Below are 18,204 nucleotides of genomic sequence, written 5' to 3' on the forward strand. Positions count from 1 at the left end.
CATATTATTTGTTGTCTTGTTGTAACGCAGCGAAATCATCAATGAGCCTGGTTAGCATTTTGTCTGCTTTATTGCGCTGCGTAGCGGTGAGTGTCGCGGCAATCTCTGCGGCCATCATCGCATGAGTCTCACGGTTGTGGTGCCATACATCTATTAGTGTATCTGAACGGTACTGTTCGGGATCGAGCAGTAACCCGGTAAGTTTGCTAATAAACTGTGGATCAGTCTTGCGGCTGATAAACAGCCGTCGTGCCCGTTGTTGCAGATCCGTTCGGTAATCTAACCAAAGCTGCGAAGAAGAAGTAAATCTAGGCGCATAACGGTTTACAATGGCAACTTGCTCTGCAGTTAACCGACCGATGCGTTCTTCCATATTCTCAATGAGATCTTCCACCCGCGCTTCCATTTTTTCCTCATCAGTAAGGCCAACCCTCTTAGCAAGCACTTCACGTTTTTCCTTGTTATCAGACTCAAGTGCTGCAAACAAATGAATCACCTGTTCGTCACTGAGATCGGCAGCGATAACAGCGAGTTGAGGCGTGATCTCATTGCGCAAACGTTGCCAGTGCTCTGATGCTTGATCATAGTGCTTTAGTAAGGTTTTAACACTGAGTGATTCGCTTCTGAGATCGTTTCTCAAGGCCCTTAAATGCGCAGTATAACGCGGTAGTTCCTTGCTGCGGTGCCAGTCAATCCAACGCCGTAGCTTGGCATCAAATACCGCCTCTTGTTTCTCGTTGAGTTCGACGTAGTCATCCATGTACCAATATACTAACCAGTCGATATTGTTATATGCCAGTTTATTGCTACACCCTGATATAAACATGATAATAATCACCGCGATAGCATACTTCATAATAAGGCTCCCTTTTGTTGTCGTTGTTTTGAGTTTAAACGGCGATAATGGTTCGGATGAACAAGTAACAATATGTAAAAAGTTGTTTTATGGCCGATATATTCTCTACAATACCCTGCAAACCACTTCAAGCAGATAAGGTTATTTCGTGTCGAAGAAAGTCGCAGTATTAACGTCCGGTGGTGATGCGCCAGGAATGAACGCCTGTATACGCGCTATTGTTTTGGCGTGCGAAAGAGAGGGCCACAGTATTGTTGGTTACAAGCATGGCTACAATGGTTTGTTGAACCAGGAATATCAAGCATTGGACAGTTCTATGGTGCACAATTTGACGCAACGGGGCGGCACAATTTTACACAGCGCCCGATGTGAAGCTTTTAAGACCAACGATGGGGCAAAAAAAGCGGCTGAAAACCTCAGATGGCTAGATATTGATACTCTTATTGTCATCGGTGGAGATGGATCCTTTCGGGGAGCCGCGCATCTCGCTAAGTTTTGGTCGGGACAGATTCTGGGTTTACCCGGCACTATCGACAACGATATCAATGGCACAGATGCAACTATCGGTTATTTTACCGCTATCGAAACTGCGGTTCAATCTATCGATAAAGTTAGAGACACGGCAGACGCATTCGAGCGCATATTTTTAGTTGAAGTGATGGGCAGACACGCTGGTTTTCTCGCTATGAATGGTGCCCTGGCTTCTGCCTCAGACTACGTTATCTTACCCGAACTTTTCGAAAGCGAAGAGACAACGTTACAGGATATTCTGTCGCAGTTAAGCGAAAAAAGAGAGCAACGCGGAAACGTAAGCTACATCATTGTACTGACTGAAAATCTATGGCCTGGTGGTATCAATCGTCTCGTATCCCAGTTGGAAGCGAAAACCGATACTGATGTACGCCCTGTTATCTTAGGGCACGTTCAGCGTGGCGGCTCGCCGGTATCACAAGATCGCTTATTGGCGTTGAAACTCGGCGCACATGCCGCCACCTTAATTGGCACATCTGCCAACCTAATCATGGTAGGTGAAAAAAATGGCAACCCTGTAGAGGTATGCCTTCCCGATACTTGGGCAGAACAAAAGCCCTTGGATAATTGCACCGTTAGTACACTTAAAATGCTTATCAACAACCGTTACGCGTAACAACATTTCCTTGTAAAAAAGTCAAAAAAGCCGGTTTTTCGCCGGCTTTTTCTACATTTTCATGGCGGCTTTCACTTTGTCGCGATGGCTACGACTCACTTTTAATTCTGTGTCATTTTGCAATATTAAATGATATTCACCACTAATATGACTGACCAGCTTTTTGACAAAACGAATATTTGCGATGGCCGAACGATGTACGCGAACAAACCACTGAGGATTGAGTTCCCGCTCAAGTTCTTTCATGGTTTTCCGCATGATGTGCATGCCGTCCAGGGCATGCACACACATGTAGTCCCCCGCAGCGTCTATCCACTGGATATCCTGAACGGCAACACGAGTCACTTCAGAACCATCCTTTATCGCTAAGACCTCCGGATACGGATTTGTTTCAATGGTTTCACCGCTAGCCAATTTTCGCAAAATTTCTTCACAATCGTCACCGGTGAGTTCAGCGACCAGATTAACCAATTTGCGGGATTGTTCATCCTGATGTTGAGTGGTGAAATACTCCCGTACTTTATCAAGTGCTTCCCTTAGACGAGCGTCGTCTGCGGGTTTAAGCAAATAGTCCAGGGCGTGAATATCAAAAGCTTTTATTGCGTAGCTGTCGTATGCCGTGACAAATATGATCATGGGAATAGGCTGGTTTAGCTCTCGCAGCTTATGAATAACCTGAAAACCGTTCAACCCCGGCATTTGAATGTCGAGGAAAACAAGATCGGGTCTGTTTTTGGAAATCGTACTCACCGCATCCAGGCCGTTTTGACACTCTGCAATAATGTCAATATCGCCATGGCGCTCAAGACGAGCTCGAAGGCCTTTTCTCGCTAATGGTTCATCATCAACGACCACTGTTCTTATTTTTTGCTCACTCATACTAGAGCCTGTTTTTCATTGTTCTATACAAATGCTGAGGAGAAAACCGGGAACACGTCATTAGAGCAATATCGCTTCCGTCTTTTTTTCACTCAACGCGAAAAGGCAATACACTTACTCCACCTTACATGATGACCGTACTGCCTTCGAATTCCTTTCATAATATCGGGTGCTTTTTTCGTTTTACAACGTAAATACACAATATTTCCATCAAACCTGCCGCACAGCAGGTGACTTAACTATCTTTAACGTCGTAGGGCAGCCGCAGTCTCACACGCACGCCAGATGGATGATTGTGCTCAACAGAAAATGCGAAGTTGCGCTGATACAGCGATTGCAAACGCTCTCTGATATTTACCAGGCCTACGCCGTTTTCTCGCTTAAGTTGACCGTCCTTTATATCTGCACCAGGGCCGTTGTCAGCAACATCAATTAACAGATCATTGCCGAATGTTTTGGCGGTGATGGCGATTTGCCCGCCATTTTCCATTTTTGAAATGGCGTGCTTAATGGCATTTTCTATGAGCGGCTGCAGAATCATACTTGGTACTAGCGCCGATTCACAGTTTGGATCAATTTCCCATATAACATCCAGCCGATCGTCAAAGCGTACCTTTTCTATTTCAAGATATAACCTCAATACTTTAACTTCTTCCCCGAGGGTTACGCGCTTTATGGGATCATTATCTAACGAATAGCGCAGGAAATCGCTCAAACGCGAAACCATAGTTTCAGCATTGTCGTTTTCCTTGAGCAATATAAGCGTGGAGATAGCATTAAGCGTGTTAAATAAGAAATGGGGATTGAGCTGATAGCGCAACATTTTTATGTGCGCTTGGTGCGCCATGGTACTGGCTTTTAACGCATTCTGCTTTTCTTTTTGTAGCATCTGAAAGTTTTTTATGCCGAAATACAGCCCACTCCAACACCCAACCATAATGAGTGAATTGATTGTATTCGTAAAATATAAGTACCATGCATCAGGGCGGTAGCCGTGTTTGTAAATTTCCCAGTAGTTGACGTTTTTCACAACAGCCCAGACCAATGCGACTAAATAACAGGCAAGGACCACTGTCACTATCATTTTCAACGGTGATAGTTTTCGCGCCCAACGAAAGACAAACCGGAGAGGAATAGTTAATAACCACCCCGCGTAGGCATTGAGAAGAATGATGAAAACCCATATTGGGCGCACATCATGTAAAAATGAACCAATGTAATAAACCAGCGCAAAACCAGCCCATCCAGCACTGTGAAGTGCCCAGAATAATCGTTCATTACTTTCAAAAAGCTGTTGCCAACGACTCACATTTCTACCGTAATTTCAAAGCGGAATTATATTATACGCATAAAGTATACACGCGCTCTTAGCTTGGTCGTATAGGCAAGACGCCTGGTCGCACTGCGTGAACAGTTCGCCAAGCGTCATAGGGAAACCACGGCGTTGCCCGGGTATGACGAATAATTAATACCCTATGTGCATTCGTTTTAGCCAGTGTGTCCACCACCACGCCGGTCCAATGAGAAGAAATCGCAGATCATCCAAAAACGAGGGTTTTTTCCCTTCAATTTTGTGGCCAACAAACTGTAAAACCCACATAAAGACAAACAAAACTAAACTAAACTGCCATACCGGAACCGATGTTACAGCCACCGTTTCGATAATTAAAAAACACACTATCGTCAGTAATGTCATTGCCGCACCGATCACACCAGATAGCATAAAGTAATAATAAAGAGCAGGCAGCACTGCTATGTGTGCCCAGGTAACATCGGTTTGTGCAATAAATTCAGGTAACGGAATACTCCAAAACAGGCCTAGCGTAACCAAATAAATTGCTGGAACGGCAATCGCATGAATAGCGACGTTGACCCGGTTCTGATGACTTTCACTATACAAATTAAGTAGACGTTCTATTTCACGCATTCGTACGCTCCGCTATTATTATTTTTATGCCAAAATATGACGCTCGATTACTCTCTCCACGGCAGGCTGCTCTATGGCGAACTGTATGCCATAGAAGTGATACCCTTTATCTTGCGACACATTTTTCACCATACAAGCAATACTAATGTCCTCGCCGTCCAATGTACATCCCAATGTTATATTTTTGTTAATTTCAAGAACACTCTTGGCTTCATCGACCGGAATTGCCAGTTTGCAGCCAGTTTTGGATACATCGAGGATCAATCCTTTTGTATCAGGAGTCTCTTTCTCTTCCATTTTCACCATGACAGGAATACCCGGCTGGGCCCGTTGTTCTGAGCGCAACCCCAGGGTTTGAATAGTGTCAGGAAACCCGGTGATAAGAATACTGATCGGTTTGGAAAAGCACTTTAGAATCGGCACTTTGAAGGCAATAACCTGCCCTACAGCCCCTTCGATAACGAACCGCACCACTACGTTGTTTCCGGCCACGAGTTGATCCCGAATATTGGCCCACTTATGCGTGTTGGGCACCTGAAAAATAAACCCGTTGGGGATATCTGTACCCACATAATAGGTTTTTAGCCGCTGAGGCGCTGTGGGTGTATCAATTTGTAAATCTACCAGTGTGCCTGGGGATAAGCGCGTCAAAATATCAACATCCGTCTTGGACAACCTCTGCACGTCCTTTTGGGTCATAGGGTTATGCTCTTGTAGTGACTACTCATGGCTTCAATATAACCACAATTAGCCATGCTGACAAAATCCTTGTTCTCAGGCATGATAATCAACCTGAGTTGTAATTTTGGATTTTTAATGACTTGTTTGCATTATACCCTTTCGGTGCAGTCCCGTGCTGACCACCTCTTCTCCTTGCGCCTCGCAATTCCTGCTGGTGAGCAACAGGTACTAACCCTGACTTTACCAAGTTGGATCCCAGGCAGTTACATGGTTCGTGACTTTGCCAAAAACATCATTACCTTAAAAGTAACAACCGTCGATGGTGAAACCGTTAACGTTCAAAAACTCGACAAGCAAACGTGGCAAGTAGACGCTCGACAACGTGCTCTCGTCGTCGATTACACCGTATACGCATTTGATCTATCCGTCCGCGCTGCTTACCTCTGTGACGAGTATGGTTTTGTAAACGGTACCAGTGTATTTTTATCAGTAGCAGAACTCAAAGACTCCCCTTGCAAAGTTTCCATTTCACTGTCCGATGCAACGCGCGACTGGTCAATTCACACCAGCATGCCAACAGGTCAAGGTAATTATTATTGTGAAAACTATGCTGAGTTGATTGACCACCCCATTTTCATGGGGCAATGTGTGCACGACAGCACAACCGTTCAGGGCATAGAGTTTTCTTTCGTCTACAGTGGTACAACACCCGTTAACACTCGCCGTATATGCGAGGATATGGTGCCGATTTGCGAACACCACCTCTCTCTTTTTCCCGGTCCACCGCCAGTAAAGCGCTATTTGTTTATAACCCTGCTTAGCGACACAGGCTTTGGCGGTTTGGAGCACAAACACTCAACGGCACTACTCTATCCCCGCTTTGATTTACCACTGAAACGGGAAGGCGGAGCTAAAACCGATCAATACATTACTTTTTTAAGTTTGTGTTGCCATGAACTCTTCCATACATGGCACGTTAAACGACTGCGCCCAGAAGTGATGTTGAAACCAAATTTGGCTGCAGAAGTGTACACAAGGCAATTGTGGATTTACGAAGGCTTCACCAGTTTTTACGACGATGTAACACTGGCCCGCAAAGGACTTATTTCACCAGAAAAATACCTCGAAATTGTGGCGCAGAACCTCACCCGTTTACAGGTGAGTAAAGGCCGGTTTAAACAATCCGTGGCAGAATCCAGTTTTGATGCGTGGACAAAATTCTATAAACAGGATGCCAGCGCGCCGAATAGTATTGTCAGTTACTATACCAAAGGCGGCATTATTGCCTTTGGGCTTGACCTATTACTACGCAGAAAATCTCAAGGTAAAGTCTCGTTGGACACGCTAATGCAACAATTGTGGCGTCAGTATGGAGCTAATGAGACAGGAACGCCCGACGATGTTATTGAAAGGGTTTGTCAGCAAAGTTTTGGTATTGATGTCAGTGACTACCTGGGCCGCGTTGTCTATGGTACCGAGGATGTACCTCTTGCTGAATGGGTTGGTGATATTGGTATCAGTCTGCACACCAGGCCCAAAAACAGCTTGTCTGATCGCGGGGGCCAACCACCTACGGCGGCCTATCAGAAACACCCGCTGGGCGCCATGGTAAAAAACGCAGATACCGGTGTAACCGTGCAAGTTGTTTTTGAAGGTGGTGCAGCCAGTGCAGCCGGGTTACAAGTGAATGACAAAATTATTGCTTTAAATGGTTGGGTTGTTACCGATGTCCTGTTACAACGCCTACTGAATCAGACTGACGCGTCAGAAGTTGAACTCACGATTGTCAGAGATGGTAGGGTACTATTGTTACACTTACCGGTAACACAAGAGCAACAAGATGCGTGTTACTTCACCATTGAGGACAAAGCAGCGTTTAGTGCGTGGTTACACAACTGACATATCTGCCCCTTAAAAATGGGGCAGATGACACTATCTCCGTGGAACGAGTAATGCCGGGTCAAGACGCATTTTGCCCAGGTTTAATCGCCAGTCCAGGTGTGGACCGGTTGCTCTTCCTGTGGCGCCAATTTCTCCAATTTTTTGCCCTTGTGACAGTTCGTCACCCACAGAAACCGCCATACTATTTAAATGCAGGAAGGTAGAAAAGGCACCCATTCCATGGTCTACAATAATCGTATTGCCGCTATAGTAAAGATCACTTGCTAGGGTAACTTTGCCCGGTGCAGGCGACACCACTGACGTGCCGGTGGGCGCTCCGACATCTACTCCGTAGTGTGGCGTTTTTGGTGTGCCATTTAATACACGCTGGCTGCCATAAACGCCTGTAATTGGGCCTTCTGCCGGCCAGATGAAACCAGTAAACACACCATCGAAATCCCTCACACCTGCACGAGCATTTGCAACGCGAACACTATCATCCCGTATGCGTTTGAGCACTGAAGATGGCGGGGACACCATAGAGGGTTTCAATCCGTCTATACGTTGAATCTGATAGTCTCGTTTACTCAGAGTAATTTCCCGTTGATGCTCACTTCCGTCTGCCAATGTCCACGTTAATGTGTGTTTTAACGCAGCTTCGCGGGCAAAACCAAATACAAATTTACCTTGAGAATTAATTTGCAAAAGCTTTCCGTCTAACCTGACTTGAGTATCCGGAGGTACCTGACCGCGAAAAAGACTGCCCTGGGTAAACTGCCCGTTCAATACGAGGTCTCCAGCATTCGAGGCGTGTGCGTCCCGGGGTGAAAATATTGCAGCGACCAACAAAAAGACAATGGCGGCTAATCGCACATCAGGGCTCCTTTACCAACACCTTCATAGGCCAGTACTTTTATTTCCGCCTCCGGGCTGGCCAGCTTTTCCTGCTTGTAAATATATTCAGCAAGACATTCCACTGTGGAATCTGTGGTGATAACCTCGCAGCTATCTTCAGGCAAAGTAATTTCAAAATAACCTTGGGATGCCTCATAGGCATAGCAAGCGTATGGTCTATCCTGAGGCACGCTACCACTGGCTTTTCGTTGTGCAACGTCAATACTGTCTTCCCTTGATGCAATATAAATATCTTGCCAGCGTGACGCCCAGTATCGCTGCCGCGCAGGATTTATATCGCCATTGTGAAACACATCGATACGGGAGCGATGACCGTGGGCGATACGCTGACAGTTACCGTCGTGCTTCTTGAGGCCATGAGTATAGTGGTAATAGGGGCTTTCAATCACTTCAGTGCGCAGATTAAGCAGCAGGTTATCCACGTTTTCTGGCAAATGAGTGGCTATCACTTCTTTGAGATATCGGCCCACAGAGTCCATGGTTACCGATTCACCGTAAATAAAGGCATAAGCCTCTGCAGGACTGTACAATTGAAATAGACGTCCGTCGATACAATGAAATGCCACGTCAACCATTTCTTCATCGCCTAGGTGTACAATTTCTACGCTGCCATAGTCTGCTGGTATCAGTAGCTTGTGATCAACATAATCATCAATCAATCGCTTAAGATTCTTCTTTACCTTACCGAAGTCCTGGATCATGCTCTCGTCATTGAGGTCACCGGATAAAATAACATCCACAATCCAGCTCTCTCCTACCATTCCCCGTTTTGGGCATAGATAGGAAAAATCCATGACAGTAAGATCATTGACAAATAATTGCATTTAACGCCTTAGTACCGTTAGCCGAAAATCATGTTTTCGGCGCATTTCAAAAATAATGGATGGGTTTTTGCTCACCCTGTGTATTGTATACCATATGCCATAAAAAATTGACCATTTGCTCAGGGCAAAACGTTAACCCAGTTAAGTGCCAGATTGTCTGACTAGCTGGTCTTTTAAATTAGGGGGTAAACCTTTTATTGTCAGTGTATCAGTGGCAGGATCGTAGTGAACCCTGTCTCCGAGTAGTTTTCGTTCAAAGCTCAACGATACACCGCCTCCCTGACCGGTAAACTTTGCCAACTGACGCAACGCCGCCGGATCCGGTTGTATGGATTCCTCTAGCGTCGCTTCCTGTGACTGCAGAAACGCTGCAAAGTTGTGTTGCTCGTCAGCTTCAGTGGACAATCGTCCCGACAGTTCGGTGATTGAAACACTCTCGCCACTGTCTATTTTTTCTTTAAAGTACGATTTCACTTCTTCGCGGTGCTGATGCTGTTCCTCTCTGTTGAGATTTTCGCTGGCGAGATAGGCATCGACACTGGCGACCAATTGTCTGTTCTGTTGCTTCACATCCACTAACTCTTCACAGCCAATAAAGTCCATAAAAAAATCTGAGACTTTTCTACCCATCCGACCCTTTATAAAGCTGATATAACGTTTTTGCTCAGGCTGAACGGCTAGTTGGGTCAGGTCGATCCGAACGGCAAGTTGCATCCTGGCCAAATCCAAGTGCTCACGCGCGGTTAATTCTAGTGCTTGGTTAACTTCCACATGAGAGCGGGTGTTCAGCAAGGTTATCATCAGATACTGAGTAGCCAAAAACTCGTACTGGCAAAAAATAAGAAAGCCCGTCTCAACAGTCCCTGTGTCGGCTAGCGCCTTGATTAATCTATCCGAAGACGTGAGGGTAAATTGGTGAAATCGTGCTTCAAGATCATCGACTTTTTCGTCTTGCGCCCGAGTATAGTCACGTAGCGCAGTCCGAAACGCCTCATTGTTAGGCTCTCCTTCCTGTTCCGTTTGGTTACTTTCTTCTGAGAAATGCCCAACCCCTTTTCCCGGCTTACTATTGAAGCTGTGGTTGATTTGGTGGGCAAGTGACTCAATTTCAGGCGTCACTGCTAAACAATTATTCCGCGGGATCAAGTTGAGTTTACCGTCATCGTTGACAACGAGTCGGTGAACGACAAAATGGTGAATCAGTGCACTCATAGTAAGCGTATGGTCCTGTCAGGTTGAGAATTTACAGCAGAATCGAAGGATTTGTGAATGAATGATTGTTATCAGACTTACAACGATTATAATCATTTAAAATTAAAAACCATTCTTTTTTTAATAAAGAAGTCAGTAAAAAAGGCGTTATAATGCCCCAGCAAAGCCGTTATTCAGATACCGAATTCGAAGCCTTAATGAATAAGGTGATTTTTACCTTGGAAGAAAACAATGCAAATCGAGACCTGCAACTCATGGTGTTAGGTAACGTCGTTACCCATATTCTCAATACGCAGGTTGATGCAAACAATCGCAAAGCAATAGCTGAGCAATTCGCTTCAGTGTTGGTAAAAAGTATTAACGGATAAGTCGGATTTATGATTTTAGCCGAATCTCCCCGACGCCAACGGGTAACGCGCTTAGTTAACTGGGGGCACTGGTTTGCGCTGGCCAATATCGCCATCGCAATGGTCATCGCATCAGTATTTATTTTTTCCTCCCCATCTCCGGACACACTTCTGGGCAATATTTACATGATATTTAACTGGTTTGGTCATATTGGTTTTATGACCTTTTCCGGTTTTGTTATTTTTGTTTTGCCACTTTGCTATTTGGCCACTCGGACACGGGTAATTAAAGTTGCCGGTTCATTCATTGCGGCCCTGGGGCTAGCGCTTATGGCATTCGACGCGCTTTTGTTTAATAAAACCGGTTTTCATTTGAGTTTCAGCTCTGCTGATTTAGTGCGCAATGAAGCACAAACCCAAATAAGCCGTTTCGACGCTCAGCAATGGCTATATTTACTTCTGCTATTTTTAGTTTGGTTTGGTTTCCAGTTGGTATTAGCCAATGCTATATGGAAACGCGTTGACAAATTACAGCAATATCGAATTGGCACACCGGTAACCAGCTTTTTCCTCACTTGTTTTGTCGCCAGTCACGCAATTCACGTATGGGCGGATGCGGAGCTATATCAGCCCATTATCAAACAGGACAATATGTTTCCCCTTTCGTATCCTGCCACCGCGAAGACCACCATGTCCCGTTACGGCCTGCTTGACCTTGATACTTATCAGGAGCGCAAACAACTACAATTTGACCCGGAAATTCACCGCATTATTTACCCCACAGAACCGGTTTATTGCAATATTGAGAGCAATAGAACGCTCACACTGGTGGTACAAACAGATGACGCAGAACTCGGAGCACTGCCTCAGTTTGATTTGCGAACCATCGACAATTACCTCACAACAGCCTCTTCACTTGAAGGCTTGATAATGACGACCCTGTTTGGCGTGCCGGAGATATACCAGGGCACACTGGAAAACAAACGCCCCGTTTTACTCGCCTTACCGGTTGGTTTAGGTATGCCGGTATCTATGCATGTCGACGACGATTTGCCTTCCAGCATGCTGGATGCATATCGACAACCAATGACTAATACTCACCCTGGCTTACATATTGCCTTTTTACCAGCGAAGAAAATAAGCACTTTTCTCACGCAGGATGTCATCGCCAATGGCGATATAATCATTGCCACGGGTTTTGGTGCTGAACCAGCTACCCGTAAAGGCAGTCTGCTGACAACACTGGATCTTAGAGCCGGATTAGCAAGTACCGAAGATTTAGCGCCAACGGTATTGAATGCGTTGGGTTGCCACGCACCAACTAACTTTTACGCTACAGGGCAAAACCTACTCGCGCCAACTCGCAACTGGCTTGTAAGTACATCTGGAGAAAAAGTTATCGTTGCACAAGGTGACAATATCATTGAAGTACTTAGCAATGGGAATTATGAAATCACCAATTCAACTACGCAAAAGCGCAGTAACGACCCGTTAAATGTGGATCTGCTGAGTCGGGCTATTAAGCATTTAACCCATTTTTCCGATAGTCATTAACGGCTGACTGTGTTCACACCGCGTACATCAGGCGCGGTGTGATGCGGCTATTTATCTGCTTTTTTCCACACTGATATAACAAAATCCCCTTCGGCCTCATTAAGCTCCTGGGCAAGTGATTGTTTTTGGGCTTCACTGAACCGCCAGGTAAAAGGCGTCATGTTAATCAGTGCCATGGCGTGTTCGACGGATACAAGTTCCAATGTAAATTGCAACCGCTCCCGAGACAACAGCTTTAATCCGTTTCGGCGATCAGGTGGCAACGCATGGGGCCTGGGGATGTCATATGCTACCTGTTTTAGGCTGAGCAAATGGTTTTCGCCCGGGGCCACGTGAATAACAGTTCCGTCATTTCTGAGTATTCGACACAACTCTGTATCATCTCCGGGTGCAAATATCTGCAAGATAATATCTGCGGTGTCACTTGCAACTGGCAAGTCAAAACTGCTGGCAACAACAAACTGTGCAGCAGTAACTTGTTTAGCCGCAAAATCAATGGCGACTTTCGAAATGTCACTGCCTGCCGCCTTTACGCTTCTTCTCGTGCTCACCATCGCCTCGCGAACAAACGCCAAATAAGCGCCTTCTCCACACCCTGCATCGTAAAGCATTACGTCGCCTTCCGGCGCGAGGGAAACTGCCAGTTGCGCGATTCTATCCATCAGAGGAGCAAACCCGCAATTTGCATGAAAGCATCGACGAGCACTGATCATGGATTTGTTATCGCCCGGGGCTTTGCTCGCTTTTTTGTGGACGGGAAGCAAATTAACATACCCACGTCTGGACATGTCGAAACTGTGACCGTTCGAGCATCGCCAAGGCGCGCTGTTGCTGTTTAGACCTTCCCCACACAGCGGACATAGCCACATTTTTATTTCCCCCGTCAAAATGCGAAAATGTAGCAAATAGCCTGGCATAAAGCCACGACTCTATTGTGAAAGCCCTGCCAATGGATGCTCTGTTTGCCGCCAGGGAGAATCAAAAAAGTAAGCAACAAGTTGTTCAGGAACATCTTCGACACGGTTAAACCGCCACGCCGGACGGTTGTCCTTGTCGATAAGTAATGCCCTTATTCCTTCCTGGAGTTCACCATACTCAGCACATCGGCACGCCATATCTAACTCCATGCGAAAACAAGCAGCAAGGTCAAGATGCTTGCCTCTGTTGTATTGCTCAAAGAAAATCGCTGCGCTAATGGCTGAACCTGAAAAAAGCGAATGTCTGGCAGTGTCGAACCACTGATCACCACCACTGTCTATTTTACCGATGCGGCTGACAACCTCACTCACTGTGGTACCGTCGCAAACTGTTTCTATGGCAGGTTGCCAGCGGACGACGCGATTTTCCTGCCCCCTATTATTGCTCAATGCAGATACCGTGGCAGTAAGCACGTCAGTTATAGGTATTTCCCACGCGGTATTCTTCCAATTCTGCAACAGTGTTTCTTTACTCGCACTCGCTACCATGTGATCGGCCAGCGACAAATAGCAAGCTTCTACGCCATTGAGTTTTGCAGCAGTTAAGCCGAGGAAAAGTCCCGCATTTCCCGGTAAACGGGGCAAGAAATAACTGGCTCCAACATCGGGAAATAAGCCAATAGTAATCTCGGGCATGGCCATTGTAGTATTTTCTGTAACCACTCTGTGACTCGCACCGGCTAGTAGCCCCATGCCGCCTCCCATAACAATACCGTCGGCAAAAACAACGATGGGTTTGGGGTACGTGTGCAGAGAAAAGTCTAACTCGTATTCTTTGGTAAAAAATTGGCGAATAAATTCAGGTGTCCCTTCACATTGATCCACCATAGCGCGATACATGGAAACGATATCTCCCCCTGCACAAAAAGCGCGTTGACCGACAGCGTCAATCACTACAAACAGGAGATCCTGCCTGTCCTGCCATTGCTGTAGCACTTTGAGCATAGTGGTAGCCATTTCTAGATCAAGCGCATTCAACGCCTTTGGCTTATTGAGAGTTAACTGGCCGAAACAAGCACCACACGCGGTAGCATGTTCGGTGACAATGACCTTATCTTCATTACTGGCTGTCATCAGGTTCTCTTTTCTCGCGTTTTTATTAACCATAAAGGACCATTTACTTTACGTAAACGTCAATAGCGATATATCTCCCTGCCTGTTGTAAATCTTACCTGACGAAATGCTAAACCACTGTTATGATGATATGTATTACTATTGACCGGATTGCTTTGGGAGTACAATCCCCAGTTCGTCTAAACACCGGACGTTCTTACACGTCTATGCTCAATTCGTTTATTACGGTGAACATCATGTCTTATCGACTGGCAATTGTAGAGGACAACGCCACAGCCCGTTCTTCTATTCGCAGTCACCTGCTGCCCATGGGACTTTTTACGATCAGTAGTTTCAGCAATGGGCCGGAGCTCAAATCGGCACTCAAACGGCAAAATTTCGAATTGATCATTATGGATTTCCACCTTGGTGAAGGGAAAAACGGGGTTGAATGGATACATCAGTTACGGCAAAGTCAGTTTATTCGTCCAAGCACGGGCATTGTATTTATTACCGCCGACAGGCTTCCTCAAACCATCGGACAAATCATTGATACACAGCCCGATTTGCTCCTAATCAAACCCTATAGTATTGCATCACTGACCAGAGGCATTGAACACTACCTAACCTATCGACGATTTGTATCCAAAGTGTTGCATGCCCTGGACAATGACAATCTCAAAGGGGCCTTGAGTCTTGTGGCTACGGTGAGTACCCGCAAAATACCGCCTAAGTTAAAAAATGATGTGCAAAAACTGCACGCCAGAATATTGTTTCAAAGCGGCAGGATAAAAGAAGCCAAAGCAATTTATGAATCAGTACTCGTCGTTTCCGAAAAAGTGTTGTGGGCGCAGTGGGGAAAAATTAAATGTGAGTACTTAGCGGGGAATTGGTCCGACTGTAAAACCGCCCTTACCGATCTACTCAACAACGGTTTGGCCAGAGACAAAGCTTTCGAATGGCTTGCTTGCCTCTCTTTTGAGCAACAAGCCTGGTCTCAGGCCGAATTTTATCTTGACCACATAAAGACAAGTGAATTAAGTGTGCCAGCCACGCGACTTAAATCACTCACCTACCAGAAACAAGAAAAAATCATTGAGGGTATTGATCTACTGCAGAAAAAAAGAGATTACAACCGTTCAGCCAGAGATCGCTTCAACGACTTCACGTTCGAGCTTGCCGAGTTTTATCTGTCTATTGCAGAAGAGCAACCGCACACCAACAGAGCTGAGAGTCTGCAACAATCAAAAAAACTCATTGGCATAGCCGGACGCAATCAGGGCGATCATCAGCAAACACAGAAAAAAGACTATATGCTCGCCTACGTTGCTTCATTGGAGGGAGATTACGACAAAGCACAGCAGTACCTGTCTCAAGATCACATGGATGCCCTGCTTCGCACCGACGCCTCTACTCTCATTGTTGCGGCGAAAACCCACAACGTCCTTGGTAACACGGAGAAAGCCAAAGAGCTATTGGCAATGGCTCACGAAAAAAACCAGTTTGACGACGATATGTCTGCGCAAACGTCAAATGAAAGTGTTCTCACCACAACAGAAAAAGCAATGGGAATGCAAGAAGAGCGGGCCCTTGAACTAAACGACACAGGTATGCGCATGTTTATCGCCAAAGACTATGTTCGCGCAATGTATTATTTCTATCAAGCATATCAGATGTCTCCTCACATCCATGCATTCGGACTCAACTTGCTGCAGTGCATGCTGGAAAGCCGCCATCCAGCATACCGAACGTACACCGTTGCTTTCTTATTGCAGCGGCTTTCTCACAATGCAGACAGTGAAAGTAACCACAAACGGTTGCGACAGCTTCGATTACAAGCAGAAAAAGATAGCGATTATTTTCTCGCTAAAGCCACATTAGACAGTGGGCCAGGTGAATCAGCGCCTGCTGTTGCCTCAGAGCCAGATTCAGTGCAGACGGGTCAGTAAACTGGAAGTATCCCATCTGCCACCACCTGATTTTTGTACATCCGCATAGTATTGATCAACCAGTGCAGTCAGTGACAGTGTGGCACCATTTTTTCTCGCTTCATCCAAAGCAATAGCGAGATCTTTTCTCATCCAGTCCACGGCAAAACCATAATCGTATTTACCTGCTAACATGGTCGCGGCCCTATTGTCCATCTGCCATGATTGCGCGGCACCTTTGGAAATAACATCTACCACGGCAGTGCAGTCTAACCCGGCTTTTTGCCCAAAGTGTAAAGCTTCAGACAAACCTTGTACGATACCGGCGATACAGATTTGATTCATCATTTTCGCCAACTGACCACTCCCGGCATCGCCTAATCGTTGACTGTGTCTCGCGTAAGCGTCCATAACGGATTTGACTTTTTCAAATGTAGGTTCGTCGCCACCTACCATAATGGTGAGTTCGCCCTTTTCCGCGCCGGCCTGGCCGCCCGACACTGGCGCATCCAAAAAGCCGAGGCACCTGGCGCTGCACTGCTCGTGAAGTGCTCTGGCAAGCTCTGCTGATGCGGTAGTGTGATCAACGAGTATGGCGTTTTCCGGCATGGCACTGATAGCCTTACTTGCCACATCTTGCACGTCGTTGTCGTTGCCCACACACATGAATACTACATCAGCGCCTTCTACTGCAGCACAGACATCCTCCTCAATATCGCCGCCAAACTCCTCCTGCCATGCAACTGCTTTTTGTTTTGTGCGGTTATACGCCACCACGTCATAACCGGCTTTTTTAAGGTGACCGGCCATGGGATAACCCATTACACCGAGCCCGAGAAAAGTGACTTTTTTTACTGACATTATATTCTCAAAGAAGAAAGGTTAAGGTAGTCTCATGATAACAAATTCAGCGTTATTGCGGTGTCAATATTTCCACGCAAAACAGTGTCGTAAATGGCATTCGCACTTTCTATTACTTTAAGGATCCCCTACATGGCTATAAAACTCGGTGTCTTTAGTGCTCAGCCTTACGAGGAAAAAGCCATCAGCGCAGAGGCAGATGACACACTGGAAATCCAGTACTTTCCCGTCGCACTTAACACAAAGACAGTATCACTATGTGACAACCTCGATGTCATCTGCGTCTTTGTCAATGACGATGTAAACGCTGACGTTATCGCAAAACTCGCTGAGAGTGGTGTTTACCATATAGCCCTTCGCTGTGCCGGCTATAACAACGTAGATTTAGACGCGGCTAAACGCCTCGGTGTTGCGGTTTCTCACGTACCGGCGTACGGGCCGGAAGCAGTTGCTGAACACGCAGTTGCTCTCATGCTTACCCTCAATCGTAAAATGCACAAAGCATACAACCGAGTAAAAGACGGAAACTTCAATTTAAATGGTTTGCTGGGGTTTAATATGGCAGGAAAAACCGTGGGTATAATAGGCACCGGACATATAGGCAGAGCAACGGCGCGGATCCTCATGGGCTTTGGTTGTCACGTGCTCTGTGTAGACCCTTATCCTGACAAGCTTCTACAAAAATCAGGCGCTCGCTATACGGACTTAGATACTCTGCTGTCACAATCGGATATTATCAGTTTGCATTGTCCTCTAAATAAAGACAGTTATCACCTCATTAACGACGAAACAATTAACAAAATGAAAAATGGGGTTATGCTCATCAATACATCTCGTGGTGGATTGACTGATACCCACGCCCTTATTAATGGTCTTAAATCACACAAAATCGGATATCTTGGATTGGATGTATATGAGATGGAATCTGAATTGTTCTTTAAAGACCATTCCTGCGAGATTATTCAAGACGATATATTCGAACGCCTGGCGACGTTTCACAATGTACTCATAACGGGACACCAGGGATTTTTCACTCAGGAAGCCTTGTCACAAATTAGCTCCACAACCTTAAGTAATATAAGCGCTTGGCATAACGACGAAGCCACAACAAACTCGTTTTTAGTACTGCCACCAAAAGCCGTACCATCGTAACTACTTAATT

At 45.9% G+C, this 18,204-nt stretch carries 17 protein-coding genes and 1 pseudogene; 6 read left to right on the plus strand and 12 right to left on the minus strand.

Annotation, left to right across the window (positions count from 1 at the left end; all coding sequences use genetic code 11):
• Positions 1–4 precede the first annotated feature (4 nt).
• Positions 5–856, minus strand: a complete 852-nt coding sequence (locus tag KO518_RS14155; protein ID WP_216026448.1) for a DUF6279 family lipoprotein — start codon at positions 854–856, stop codon at positions 5–7.
• A 148-nt stretch (positions 857–1,004) separates the two neighbouring features.
• On the opposite strand from KO518_RS14155, the gene KO518_RS14160 reads away from it, so the two are divergent.
• Positions 1,005–2,003, plus strand: coding sequence for an ATP-dependent 6-phosphofructokinase (locus KO518_RS14160; protein ID WP_216026449.1), 999 nt, complete (start codon positions 1,005–1,007; stop codon positions 2,001–2,003).
• 51 nt (positions 2,004–2,054) lie between these two features.
• On the opposite strand, the gene KO518_RS14165 is transcribed toward KO518_RS14160, so the two are convergent.
• From KO518_RS14165 to KO518_RS14180, 4 genes are all read right to left on the minus strand, one after another.
• Entirely contained in the window at positions 2,055–2,882 is an 828-nt protein-coding gene (locus KO518_RS14165) for a LytTR family DNA-binding domain-containing protein (protein WP_216026450.1), read from the minus strand.
• Between the two features lie 235 nt (positions 2,883–3,117).
• Complete coding sequence (locus tag KO518_RS14170; protein ID WP_216026451.1) at positions 3,118–4,191, minus strand: histidine kinase; 1,074 nt, start codon at positions 4,189–4,191, stop codon at positions 3,118–3,120.
• A gap of 156 nt (positions 4,192–4,347) precedes the next feature.
• Entirely contained in the window at positions 4,348–4,809 is a 462-nt protein-coding gene (locus KO518_RS14175) for a DUF962 domain-containing protein (RefSeq protein WP_216026452.1), read from the minus strand.
• 24 nt (positions 4,810–4,833) lie between these two features.
• Entirely contained in the window at positions 4,834–5,508 is a 675-nt protein-coding gene (locus KO518_RS14180) for a PilZ domain-containing protein (RefSeq protein WP_216026453.1), read from the minus strand.
• A gap of 117 nt (positions 5,509–5,625) precedes the next feature.
• Between KO518_RS14180 and KO518_RS14185 the strand changes: the two genes are divergently transcribed.
• On the plus strand, positions 5,626–7,389 hold the full coding sequence (locus tag KO518_RS14185) for a M61 family metallopeptidase (RefSeq protein WP_216026454.1): 1,764 nt from the start codon (positions 5,626–5,628) through the stop codon (positions 7,387–7,389).
• Positions 7,390–7,422: 33 nt separating this feature from the next.
• Here KO518_RS14185 and KO518_RS14190 read toward each other — a convergent pair whose 3' ends face one another.
• The 3 genes from KO518_RS14190 to yejK all read right to left on the minus strand — a co-directional run bounded on the left by KO518_RS14190 (position 7,423) and on the right by yejK (position 10,322).
• A complete protein-coding gene (locus tag KO518_RS14190; protein WP_371742333.1) occupies positions 7,423–8,244 on the minus strand; it encodes a M23 family metallopeptidase in 822 nt (273 codons plus the stop codon).
• Positions 8,235–9,110, minus strand: coding sequence for a 6-carboxytetrahydropterin synthase (locus tag KO518_RS14195; RefSeq protein ID WP_216026455.1), 876 nt, complete (start codon positions 9,108–9,110; stop codon positions 8,235–8,237). Before KO518_RS14195 ends, KO518_RS14190 begins: the two co-directional genes overlap by 10 nt.
• A gap of 141 nt (positions 9,111–9,251) precedes the next feature.
• On the minus strand, positions 9,252–10,322 hold the full coding sequence (gene yejK / locus KO518_RS14200) for a nucleoid-associated protein YejK (RefSeq protein ID WP_216026456.1): 1,071 nt from the start codon (positions 10,320–10,322) through the stop codon (positions 9,252–9,254).
• Positions 10,323–10,474: 152 nt separating this feature from the next.
• On the opposite strand from yejK, the gene KO518_RS14205 reads away from it, so the two are divergent.
• On the plus strand, positions 10,475–10,690 hold the full coding sequence (locus KO518_RS14205; protein ID WP_216026457.1) for a DUF1414 domain-containing protein: 216 nt from the start codon (positions 10,475–10,477) through the stop codon (positions 10,688–10,690).
• A gap of 9 nt (positions 10,691–10,699) precedes the next feature.
• The gene (locus KO518_RS14210; RefSeq protein ID WP_216026458.1) at positions 10,700–12,223 is read left to right on the plus strand and encodes a DUF3413 domain-containing protein; all 1,524 of its coding nucleotides are present in this window, start codon (positions 10,700–10,702) and stop codon (positions 12,221–12,223) included.
• A 47-nt stretch (positions 12,224–12,270) separates the two neighbouring features.
• Here KO518_RS14210 and KO518_RS14215 read toward each other — a convergent pair whose 3' ends face one another.
• The 3 genes and pseudogenes from KO518_RS14215 to KO518_RS14220 form a co-directional block, all read right to left on the minus strand.
• Positions 12,271–12,885 (minus strand): methyltransferase domain-containing protein, encoded by a 615-nt coding sequence (locus KO518_RS14215; protein ID WP_216026459.1) that lies wholly within the window; start codon positions 12,883–12,885, stop codon positions 12,271–12,273.
• An 84-nt stretch (positions 12,886–12,969) separates the two neighbouring features.
• A pseudogene (locus tag KO518_RS20260) lies at positions 12,970–13,140 on the minus strand (putative RNA methyltransferase); the annotation flags it as partial.
• Between the two features lie 12 nt (positions 13,141–13,152).
• Positions 13,153–14,274, minus strand: a complete 1,122-nt coding sequence (locus KO518_RS14220; protein WP_216026460.1) for an enoyl-CoA hydratase/isomerase family protein — start codon at positions 14,272–14,274, stop codon at positions 13,153–13,155.
• A 236-nt stretch (positions 14,275–14,510) separates the two neighbouring features.
• On the opposite strand from KO518_RS14220, the gene KO518_RS14225 reads away from it, so the two are divergent.
• Entirely contained in the window at positions 14,511–16,202 is a 1,692-nt protein-coding gene (locus KO518_RS14225) for a response regulator (RefSeq protein WP_216026461.1), read from the plus strand.
• Here KO518_RS14225 and KO518_RS14230 read toward each other — a convergent pair.
• Positions 16,182–17,042 (minus strand): NAD(P)-dependent oxidoreductase, encoded by an 861-nt coding sequence (locus KO518_RS14230; RefSeq protein WP_216026462.1) that lies wholly within the window; start codon positions 17,040–17,042, stop codon positions 16,182–16,184. The two genes, KO518_RS14225 and KO518_RS14230, sit on opposite strands and share 21 nt — an antisense overlap.
• A 138-nt stretch (positions 17,043–17,180) precedes the next feature.
• Here KO518_RS14230 and KO518_RS14235 point away from each other — a divergent pair, with 138 nt between their 5' ends.
• Positions 17,181–18,194, plus strand: coding sequence for a 2-hydroxyacid dehydrogenase (locus KO518_RS14235; RefSeq protein ID WP_216026916.1), 1,014 nt, complete (start codon positions 17,181–17,183; stop codon positions 18,192–18,194).
• Positions 18,195–18,204: the final 10 nt, after the last annotated feature.

The sequence above is a fragment of the Aestuariibacter sp. A3R04 genome (genome assembly GCF_018860805.1).
Lineage (GTDB): Bacteria > Pseudomonadota > Gammaproteobacteria > Enterobacterales > Alteromonadaceae > Alteromonas.

Coding starts and splice junctions, on each gene's coding strand:
- KO518_RS14205 (WP_216026457.1), top strand. CDS start 10,475: ATGCCCCAGCAAAGCCGTTATTCAGATACCGAATTCGAAGCCTTAATG.
- KO518_RS14155 (WP_216026448.1), bottom strand. CDS start 856: ATGAAGTATGCTATCGCGGTGATTATTATCATGTTTATATCAGGGTGT.
- KO518_RS14210 (WP_216026458.1), top strand. CDS start 10,700: ATGATTTTAGCCGAATCTCCCCGACGCCAACGGGTAACGCGCTTAGTT.
- KO518_RS14225 (WP_216026461.1), top strand. CDS start 14,511: ATGTCTTATCGACTGGCAATTGTAGAGGACAACGCCACAGCCCGTTCT.
- KO518_RS14180 (WP_216026453.1), bottom strand. CDS start 5,508: ATGACCCAAAAGGACGTGCAGAGGTTGTCCAAGACGGATGTTGATATT.
- yejK (WP_216026456.1), bottom strand. CDS start 10,322: ATGAGTGCACTGATTCACCATTTTGTCGTTCACCGACTCGTTGTCAAC.
- KO518_RS14175 (WP_216026452.1), bottom strand. CDS start 4,809: ATGCGTGAAATAGAACGTCTACTTAATTTGTATAGTGAAAGTCATCAG.
- KO518_RS14185 (WP_216026454.1), top strand. CDS start 5,626: ATGACTTGTTTGCATTATACCCTTTCGGTGCAGTCCCGTGCTGACCAC.
- KO518_RS14230 (WP_216026462.1), bottom strand. CDS start 17,042: ATGTCAGTAAAAAAAGTCACTTTTCTCGGGCTCGGTGTAATGGGTTAT.
- KO518_RS14195 (WP_216026455.1), bottom strand. CDS start 9,110: ATGCAATTATTTGTCAATGATCTTACTGTCATGGATTTTTCCTATCTA.
- KO518_RS14215 (WP_216026459.1), bottom strand. CDS start 12,885: ATGGATAGAATCGCGCAACTGGCAGTTTCCCTCGCGCCGGAAGGCGAC.
- KO518_RS14220 (WP_216026460.1), bottom strand. CDS start 14,274: ATGACAGCCAGTAATGAAGATAAGGTCATTGTCACCGAACATGCTACC.
- KO518_RS14165 (WP_216026450.1), bottom strand. CDS start 2,882: ATGAGTGAGCAAAAAATAAGAACAGTGGTCGTTGATGATGAACCATTA.